Source organism: Ruminococcus sp. RTP21204st1_B2_RTP21204_210225 (assembly GCF_040914135.1).
GTDB lineage: Bacteria > Bacillota > Clostridia > Oscillospirales > Ruminococcaceae > Hominimerdicola > Hominimerdicola aceti.
Genome location: NZ_JBCPGA010000056.1, coordinates 1 through 10935 on the forward strand (window position 1 = coordinate 1; position 10935 = coordinate 10935).

5 protein-coding genes are annotated in these 10935 nt (G+C 36.5%); all 5 read right to left on the bottom strand.

Annotated features, from left to right (window positions below):
• Window positions 1–123: 123 nt before the first annotated feature.
• The gene (locus tag AB5123_RS12875; RefSeq protein ID WP_368364910.1) at window positions 124–657 is read right to left on the bottom strand and encodes a hypothetical protein; all 534 of its coding nucleotides are present in this window, start codon (window positions 655–657) and stop codon (window positions 124–126) included.
• Window positions 658–668: 11 nt separating this feature from the next.
• Window positions 669–1391 carry a hypothetical protein gene (locus tag AB5123_RS12880; protein WP_368364911.1) on the bottom strand — a complete coding sequence of 241 codons (723 nt, stop codon included), beginning with the start codon at window positions 1389–1391 and terminating at the stop codon, window positions 669–671.
• A gap of 120 nt (window positions 1392–1511) precedes the next feature.
• Window positions 1512–2288: a hypothetical protein gene (locus AB5123_RS12885; RefSeq protein WP_368364912.1), complete on the bottom strand. Its 777-nt coding sequence runs from the start codon at window positions 2286–2288 to the stop codon at window positions 1512–1514.
• Window positions 2289–2293: 5 nt separating this feature from the next.
• Window positions 2294–6730 carry a cellulose binding domain-containing protein gene (locus tag AB5123_RS12890; protein ID WP_368364913.1) on the bottom strand — a complete coding sequence of 1479 codons (4437 nt, stop codon included), beginning with the start codon at window positions 6728–6730 and terminating at the stop codon, window positions 2294–2296.
• Window positions 6727–10935, bottom strand: a 4209-nt coding sequence (locus tag AB5123_RS12895) for a PKD domain-containing protein (RefSeq protein ID WP_368364914.1), incomplete at its 5' end; no start/stop codon positions are given. The genes AB5123_RS12890 and AB5123_RS12895, both read right to left, overlap by 4 nt.

Consider the following 10935-nt stretch of genomic DNA (forward strand, 5'->3'; position numbering starts at 1 on the left):
TGTCTTAAAAATGGACATAAAAATAGACCTTTCTGCTTTTAAAACAAAAAGGTCTGATAAAAAAGGAGTATAACTTTAGGCTTTAAAAGCTTTTGTTATACTCCATATTTTCATATTATTCTGTTAGCACTCATTGTACCGCTTTTTCAGTTTCGGCAGTAGCAGGAAGAGTATCACTATTCCTATTACGTTCTCAATTATAAGACAAATAATCAGAGTAGTATTCAAACTGCTTATCTGCTGTCTTGACTGTTCAACTGCCTCTGTAAGATATGTATTCTCAGCATACTTGTCTAGTCTGGCGTTTTGTTCGGCTACGTTTTCTCTCCACTGAATGAAGCTGATAATGGTTGAGATCAGATTTATCCCGATATTGATAAATGCAAAATTTCTGAACCATTTATCTGAATCCATCGGATAGTCATAACAACCTTTCTTTGAAATAACACCGATATTCCAGTATGTAATAAAACAGATAAACAGCATACTGATTACTGATACGACAACCGCTTCAATAATAAGAAACGGGGTCGAATAAGTTTCCATACTTCTTGACAGAATCGCCAAGATAATGTTCTGCAAAATTCTTACGAAAATTCCAAGCAGAATTATATCTAATATAAATCTCCATAGGAATGATTTTGTGAATTGGGTCATTGTTTTTCCTCCTAGCTAAATACTTCTTCATATTCTGCAATTTCTTCTTTTGAAATTACAGAATAATTATATGATGTCACCACATGACTATTTTGATATACACATATATTTAATTTTATAAAATCTTTATCAGATTTTCGCTTCAAATCATGTATTAAGGTTTGAAAATTTTTAGGCATAACGAGTTCAACATTGTTTCCACTTTTAATATCAGTAAAATCCATATTTACAAAACAAATTGATGTTGAATATCTACAGTTTGAAACATACATATAATATTCTGCCTGTTCAATAGTATCATCAGGATATTCAAAATATTTTTGTATAAATTTTAAATCTGCGCTAAAGCTAAATGAACCTTTAGAATCAGCCGTATTTTCAGCATAGATTTTCTGGTAAGATTGTGAAAAGCATAAAAAGACGATTACGGATAAGATAAAACATATTATTTTAGTTAGCACATTTCGTGGTAATAGAGTTTGTATAAATGATATTACTATTACTGTACAAGAAAAATAAAGTAAAAAACTAAATATTAAATCCATTACTATCAAGTATACCACATACTTTAAACTATCAAATCCTTCAACATTCATTTTAATTAGCATAACAGCGAAAATTATACCGGATATTACACTCAATATAACCGAAACAACAATAACTGTCTTTAGAGCGCCAGTTTTATATTCTTGCTTAGCTAAATTTTGAAGTAGTCTTTCTCCAGCCTTTAACAATATATCACTCCTAAATTATTATTGTCATAAATAGATTTTAAAGTGTTGATGTTGTCCTGTGCAATCTGTTTATCATCATCAAATAAAAAATCTTCATACCAATCAGGTGCAGAATTATATCTAATATAAATCTCCATAGGAATGATTTTGTAAATTGAGACATTGTTTCTCCTCCGTATTTATGGTTGTTTTTTCAACAGTAATTACAAAACCTGATGAACGATAGTATGTAATATGATAAGAAGCATTTTTATCATTTTTCAACAAATCATATTGCGAACTTGTCAAAATAAGTTCCGTATCATCTTGATTATGGTATGAAATAATATAATGGAGTCCATTTGATGATGTATACACATCAGGGCTAATAATATCGTATTCAATAATATTATTAGTTTCGATATCATTATTGATTTCGTGCAAACACAGAACTTGCTGAATTGAATTTTTAGTTCCATATGAGGCAAAACTCTGCATCGACAAAACTATCGTTATGATAATCCATAGTATAGAATATGAAGTCATTCTGATAGATCGTTTTTTCATGGTATTGATTGATGAAATACTAAACGCTTTAAAAAACTGATAATAACTAAACTTGTTTTTAAACCTGTAGTCATCGAAGTCGCTACGTGGTCTATCATATTTATTATACATTTCTATCACAGAAAATAATATCTTAGAAACGTTATAGCTACATATTAAAATACATATAAATCTTATAATAAAAAGTACTTTTAAATCATGGATTGAATATTCCAGAAACTTTCCTGATAAAAAATTGGTTGCGACGCTATAATTAATATACATAAAAATAAGTGAAATAATTATATTGTCTAATGTTATTAACAGAGCATAGTTATCTCTTGCATCTGGGTCATTCCATTTTTTCGACATATGATTCACTCCTCAACACTAATCATATTTCGTAAGTGATTCACTATTATTCTTGAATTAGTAATATCATCACTGTAAAAAATACATTTAATGAAATCTGGTGCTTCATCTCTGAAATCAATATACATTTGCTCAGCATAAAGTCTTGCATAGATCAATCTATAATAGTTAATCGGAGCTTCTACTGCAATAATCTTATAATATTTATCATCATAGGCAATTCCATATAAATCATTTCTAAGCATTTCATTTAAAACACTTGCAATACTTGCAGCTGCATATGTTTTAACGGCATATTTACATTGGCCTGATATGTTTAATACAACATCAGTAAAGGTCAATCCCAAATCTACAAGGTAACCAACTGGTCCATAACTAGCTATAACTGTACGTATTGCTCCCATAGTAATAGTTCCTACATATTTATATGCTAAATCAGATACAGCAACAGCTATGTCACCTGCCCAATCTGATTCCAGCTTTAAGATTAGCTTATCTGCTGCACTTTTTAATGAACTTGATTCTGCATTTTGGGATATCTCATACAGTATATCAATATTATTATTTATAGTTTCTTCGCAAGCATTAAATCTTGTACACATCTCAACATAAGTTAAAGTATCAATAGCAATTTGAGTCCAATTCACTTTATTAACTCCTATTGCTCCAAATTTGTCAAATATATTTTTTTCTGCATTTAAACTGCCATATAATTTTGACTCAGTGTCATAAACTAATGTTGAGTACTTGCTTATTAAATTATCCAATGTTTCAGTCTTTACATATTTATGACTTTTAATCATTCTATATAGTAAAGCTTGATAGTCAAGAATATCTTTATAATAGCTTTGATTTTTGTATAATTTATATGACTTTTTCAATGCTTTGTAACTTTTTAAACCATCTAACATTTCAGTAATTATACGATAATTCATATCGACATCATTTAAAGAAGCAAAATAATCAATTAACACAGATTCATATATTTCATCATAATTAAAAGTACTACCAAAAACAGCATTTCCTATAGCGACTGAACCATATGTTAATACATCATCACTATAGCGTTGTCTATAATATTCAGAGTTATATAATGTAATATCTGTTAATATGTCGATGTTTTCTTTGGGTAATAACCCATCCATCGTAAGAGGATTTGTATATGTTCCCCACAACTCAACATAATCTTCAGTTCCGTCATAATCACTATCTTCTTCCAAAGGATTCGACCTAATCGGCAACACCTTAGTGTTATAAAGCACCCTCTGAGCATCGGCCGTAGGCAAATAATCAGGCGCACTTTCAAAGAATCGATTAAGCCCATCTTCAACATAGAACAAACCGCTGTACTTATCTATACATTCCCCATAGGTAGGCAAAACGACCCTGCCATTCTCGCGTCTGATCAAATCATAGCCGAAATTGATTTCTTCAAAATCATACAAACCATCTTCATCGGTATCGGCATAACCGCTGAATTTACTGCTGTTATGATTTGCCGCAGTTATATTGCGGTATGCATTGATATAATCAATTGTAATCGGCGCATCAAGTTCAACATACTCCAATCCCGTTGACAGAATCATAGGATACTTATTCTCAATTTCAGGAATCTCTTCGCTTTCGCTTAGTTCATAAATATACTTTATAAGTCGCTCGCTCAACAACGTATCGTCTCTAAGATTGAAGCGCTTTCCGCCTGTCTGCTGATACAAATCGTAAGCATAACCACCTATATAGGTTGAGAAATCATAACTGCCGATAAGATTTACAAAAATATTATCGTTATTTTTCATCTCAGACAGATAGTCCCGTCCCGTATTTTCATTATACAAAGCATTTTTATCATTGAAAAAGCTGAAACAAAGAGTAGGTATGTCTGTATCAACTACTTTTTCTGAGTCTATACCATTTAAAACAAAATCAAAAACGTCGGAAACCACAACGTTATTTCTCAGCATATCGAGCTGTCTCTGCGTTTTTCTATAGCTTTCCTTTTCCTCCTCGGTCATTTTTCCATAGTCCGACTGTTCCTTCAAGCTAGCCTCTATTTCTTCTTCGGTCAAATTCACTTCCGATGTTGTTTCATCAAAATTATCCTTGAAAATATACAGATCATGAATTTCATATTTGCTGCCGCCATCTGTAATTTCACTAAATCTATCACTTCCTGCACTGTATGACAAATCAGCAGACGCATTTTCCATTTCCAACAAATACACATTTGCATTTGGTGACTGATTAAAAATGAATTCAGCAGTATCACAGATATTCTCATAGAAATATGCATAGTCCTCATCAGATGTGCAATCTCTGCTATCATACATAAAAACAATGTTAAATTCATCAGTGTATTTAATCGCAGGCTTCACTTTTTTATCCGGCTCAGCCTCTGAAATCTCAGCTGTTTCAGCAGCCGCACTTAAAGTTCTCGCAGCGAAAAGAGAAAATGTCTGCAATGTTGGAAGTTCTTCATTCTCTGTTTTCTCGGAGTTTTCATTCTCAAAATCCTCTGCACCCTGAACAATATCCTGCAAAAAGCACTCCATATCGATAAGACAGTAAGTGCCAAGATCGCTCACCGTCGCCGAAACCGTGTTATTCTCCACGTCAACATCGGTCTTTACAGGCAGCAGAATATTATCCTCTTCAAAGAATCTGAACACATTGTACCTCTTGATACCCGCAAATTCTGGGTTTTCTTCTGCATACTCGCTGTCGGGATTATCGATGTACTCCTCGTCTACTTTAAATTTTAACACAACTTCGTCAACTTTGCAACTGTCATCGTAATTTAATTCGGGACAAGTTCCCAAAATCGACCAGTTGAACATAGAATCCGAATATCCGCTCTCCTGAACTGTTAAACTTGACTGTGCGTTACCCGCCGCTGTGATCTCCAATGAAAGATCATACGGATTGTACTCGGTATTGATGTCCTCAAGTATTTCGTCATCTGCATCTATCGTCTGCACAAATGTGCGTTCCGTATCTGCAATTCCGTCGGTAGTCGGACTTAGAGGATCAGTACCCAATGCTACTTCATCACCATCGCTTATTCCATCATCGTCGGTATCGTATTTCAAAGGATCTGTGCCATAAATATTTACTTCGTCGCCGTCTGTCAGACCATCGTTATCGGTATCGGGATTAAAAGGCTTTGTGCCAAGTTCAAACTCTTTGATGTTAGAAAGTCCGTCATCATCGCTGTCTGCGTCGGCGTCCGAAACTCCCTCTGTTACGGAATCATATACCAATGGGTCTGTGCCGAGAATATAGTATTCCTGGTAATCGGTAAGTCCGTCGCTGTCGGTATCTTCATTATTGATATCCGTTCCAATCTGCTTCTCAACGAAATCAGGCAAACCGTCTTCATCGCTGTCAATGAATTTTGATGAATAACCGTCCTCGGTTTTCTCAACATAGAATACGGGAGATTCGGCAGTTTGACCGTCATCTGTTGTCTGAATAACCTTAAAATACCGCTTGTCGAAATCCATAGTTATAGGATAAGTATATGAATATTCGTTATTTAAAATTACGGTAGTAATGAAATCCTCGTTGTTATAGGATTCCAACAGTTCAAATCTGCCGTCTTCAATATTGGTATACCAGAAAATATTAAGTGCGTTTTCTTCTTCAATGTAATTTGCAAAACCCGAAACCGCAAGAATTATCTCGGGAATATCAATTGTTGTGAAATCCTCGTTCACCGTGATTTCAGACATAACAAAATCAGTCATTTCCGGAGTAACTCCCGACTCTTTTGTGGCTTTAAAGCCGAAGGTCTTGCTTTCACCCACACCGATCGGAGTTGTCGTTATATCGTTTGCAACAGTATAGGAATTTTCAAAAGAAGAAAGTATCTGCGTATTCCAGATATCTTCTATATCAAAATTCGTATTGAAAGAAAGTCGCCATGCCTCAAGCGGATTTTCACTGAGGTTTTCTATTGTAACAGTTCCGATAAATCCAATATCCCAGTCGTCGGTTATATCCATAGTTACACTGTAACCTTCGGAATCACGCTCCGTCCTCTGCGAACAAAGCTCAATCGTTTCGGGAAATTCCATATACTCGCCCGACAGTGTATAACCGAATGTTACCGACTGCTCCGGCTTGATCTCATAGTTATATCCCGCATTTTTTATAATATACTTTGTGGAGTCGGAACTTAAAACAGTTCCGTTCCACAAGCCGTTTATCTCTCCGTGAGCGTCATATTTTAATGACCAATTTAAAAGCGGCTCTGTTCCTGTGTTCTTTACCGTCACTTCAACATTCTGATTGCCGGTCCATTGCGACTTTATGTCATATGTTATCTCATATCCTGTTCCATAATATTTTTTTGCGTTTTCTTCAGCCGCCAATACATTTGCAGGCAGTATAAATACAAATGCTATTACAAAACTAAGCAGAAATGAAATTATTCTTCTTTTCATTTTGAGCCTCCATTGCTGAATGACGGTCTTTGATATGCAGAATAGTGTCCTGTAATGCTTTCTCCGGGCTTAAGTTCAATTTTATCCGATTCTCCCTCCTTTAAAAGCGCAGGCAGGAATCTTTGAATTTTGCTCTTATCAGCCTTTCCGTTCTCCCAAGGTATCGTTTCAACAATACCGTTAGGATATGTAACCGTCATTTCTTTTACAAACATAAATTCTGAATATCCGCTGTAATTTACAGATGGATTATAAATAGTAATATCCGAAACATTTTTCAATTCAAAATCAACATGCCATGTACCAAAAATTTCATCATTATACACTTGCTTTATTGTAAGCTTTAACGCATCGCCGCCATAAACCTTAACAGGCTTGTCGGTTTTAAATTTAGTAGTTACAGGTTCGTTAAACGGAGCAAGAATTCCACTGAAATCAGCAAATATATCATATTCTCCTGCCGTATCGCCTCTTACTATCCAGCTTACAGTGCTTGTTTCTCCGCCGTAAATAGTACCCATACTTCTCGAAGAGGAATTATCTGTATTTGTTTTTGCAAGCGACATTCCTTCCGGAAGAGTGATCTTAGCATTGGCATTTCCAATATAGAATTCATGCGAAGCATTGTTTTGTACCGTAAGGCTTACGTTAAAGAATTCCTTAAGCCACGTAAATGTAGTAGATACATCTAAAAGTACGACGGACGGCGGCTCGCCCGGAACAGATGAAGGAATTACTCCCACATACTGAACATGATCTGTATTCATATCAATGATTCCGAATTTAACTCCGTTAAAATCAAAATATGAGTCGGTGTTTACAAGCTCGCCCTCTCCATTTACGGTAATCAAGAATTTCTTTGGATTTTCAGGGTCATCTGTCTTTATATTTACATGATAATTGTAAACATACTGATTTTCCGGGGCAGATGTGTCAATACCGAGATTTTCGATTTCCTGCAAATCAAGTCTTTCCACATCTATCTTACCTGTAACAAGTTCTCCGTTTTCAATATAAACTGTTGTCCATGAGCCACCCTTTTCCACAGTAATATCCGCCGCCACAGGCAAATAACCGTCTTTATAGAAACTCATCTTATATGTTCCGAAAGGTGCGTATATTGTGGCAACTCCGTTTGAGTTTGTGTTTACAAGTATATCTCCGTCCGGAAGCTCCGCATAAACCATAGCGTCAGCAACCGACATATTGCGTGAAGAATCAACAAGCTGAACCTCTGCATATCCGTAAGTATCCTCATCGTGTACTGTTACTGATATCTCACTGCTTGATGTGTTTCCGGCTGAATCCTTTACCGTCAAAGTAACAGTATAGATACCTGAATCAGAGTATGTATGAGTTGCTTTGGCGGAATTTGCGGTATATCCATCGCCGAAATCCCATTTATAGCTTGCGATGTAGTGGTTATCCGTAGATTTTGAGCCGTCGAAACGTATTGACATTCCTGCAAGTCCATATAAGTCAATTCCTGCGTCCGCAACAGGTTCTACGGTATCCTCGTCTGTAGGGACAGCCATTACCTTTTCGCTTGCAACAATATTATTATAGCTGTCGATTGCTTCAACGTAATAGAAATAGGTTTGACCTGCTTTTACATTATTGTCGGTATACTCGTTTAAAATAGTACTACCCACAAGAACAAAACTGCTGTTATCCGATGAACGCTTGTACAAATTGTAACCAAGCAGAGATGAATCCGTAGTCGATGACCAGTTAAGCTTTATCTGCCAGCCTCTTTCAGTAGCAAAAAGCTTAGGAGCGACTATGGAGCAACTCTTGTAATCATAGGCACAGGTATAGTAACTGCTCTTGTTTCCCGATTTATCAGTTGCCTGAACACGAACGTCATACATTCCGTCTGCCATATTATTCATATCAAGATCGAACTTAACTATCTCCGCATTTTGGGAAAGATTCTGAGTATACATAATTTCCCACAGCTCTGTTCCCTGAGGAGCAAATTCCACAAGAATACTACCCAGTCTGAAATTATCCTTGCAGGAAATACTCATGGTTCTTCCGTTACAGATTTTTGTGCCGTTCTTCGGAACTACGCTTAATATCTGCGGTTTGAACGTATCGTCAGAAACTCCGCCGGATACGATCTCGGATTTTTCACTTTCATTGCCTGCATAGTCTACTGCGGTAACATAATAATCGTACATTTCTGCAAGCTCTATATCCGTATCAAAATAGTTAAGAGCCTCAAGTTTGTCTTTCAGCAGAGTAAATGTCTCGTCACCGCTGTACGACTTGTATACTCTGAAATAATTTACGTCCGTATCTGTCGGATCGTCCCACCTTATTTCCAGCTGTCCGTTTACAACTGCTGTCTTAACATTTTTCAGCTTGCTCGGAGCTGTATTGTCCACCGTATATTCTATAACGGGTGACTGCGACGAATCGCTTTCATTGCCTTTAGCGTCCGACGCTTTTGCACGCACGTAAAGAGAACCGTCTGCATATTCGGAAATATCAAGGTCATACTTGACATATGTGTTTGCACTGCCGTTTGCCGAAACGGTATCGACAGTTTCCCAAACCTCTCCGTCCGTGGAAACTTCAATAGCTATACTAGCTACGGAAGCGTTATCCTTTGCATAAATTGTCAGAGGAATTGACTGTGCAAAAGTATTGGCATTAGGATAAATTGCTGTAACTGTCGGAGCTTCGGTATCTTCGCCTGTATAAACGGTTATCGTACTGCTCTTTTCAGAAGCATTATTTGACTTGTCATATGCGATTACATAGTATTCGTAATTTTCATCGTAAGCCAGATTTTTATCTGTATATGTGTTCTTAGTAACCGTAGCTATCTTTTGACCGTTTCTGAATATTTCATATTTTTCAACACCCACATTATCGGTACAGTTCCATGAAAGCACAGCCTGGGTGTTTTTACTGCTCTCGATTTTAAGTACGGGAGTTGTAGGCGGTTCGGTGTCTACCGTCAGCTTTTCACTTGCCTCCGAATAATTATCCGTATCGTCAAACGCCTTTACATAGTATACATAAAGTCCGCTTGAAATCGAGTTATCTGTGAAGCTTGTGCCGTTCACTGTTCCGATAAGAATATCGTTTCTGTAAACATCATATCCTTCAACTTTTGAATTATCTGTGGAAGCCGTCCAGTTAAGAACAACAGAAGATGAAGTCTGTGACTTTACTTTCAGACCCGTTGGCTGAGTAGGTGCATTTTCGTCCGGAAAAGTTTTTACCTCGATGATATTCGACCAATCCGATTCATTATGCATTGCGTCATAAGCAATAACATAATATGTATACGATGTATTGGACTTCAACCTATCGTCAATAAATTTGATTTTGTTTGTACTGCCTACTCTTACACCGTTGCGGTAAACGTCATATCCCGTAACTGCGTTATTATCCGTACTTTCGCTCCATTTCAAACTGATAGATGTTACCGTCTGCAAATCAGATTTAAGATTCTTTGGAGCGGTAGGAGCCTGAGTATCCATAGCCGTTTCCACAAGCTCATTCCATACAGGCGTTCTGTTGAAAACATAGCCTGTATCCATAGGTTTGTTGACCTCAAGAACATTAAACTTTGAATTTGCACTTGAAAAATTTATTTTTTGCTGCTTTGTTCCGCTCAGCACAACTTTGTGATCACCTGTAGCATAGAAGTTATTTTCATTTCCCGAAATCTGAGTAAAATTGCCTTTAACTTCAAGTATTCCGTTTGTCAAGTATCCATTGTGAGAATGGTATGCAGCTGTTACAAAGTTTCTTCCGACTCTTACAAAGTCGTCTTCTTCTGTCATTTTCAGTTTTGCATACGAATAATTTCCATATGCAATAGTTCCGTCATTCTGTAGATAGGGATCCTGTATTCTAAGATCACGCCCTACATAAAGCTGTCCGTTATTTACGTTCATTATTGCATAGTAATATCCCAAAGCAAGATCATTTCCCACTTCAAGCTTATGACCGTTAAGATCAAACGTATTGTTTCTGATATACAATGAACCTCTGATCACCCAGTCACTATCAAGCACCTTGTCCTGATTGATATTCAGATCATATGACCATGTATTGTCAGCCAGAACTCCCGAACCGCTCAGATAAATATGCACGCTGCCTGTTACGACCGATTCCGTATCGTAAAGCTTTGTCTGTACCCATACATCTGTTGCAAAGGTTACTCCTTCTTCAGATGTGTTGGT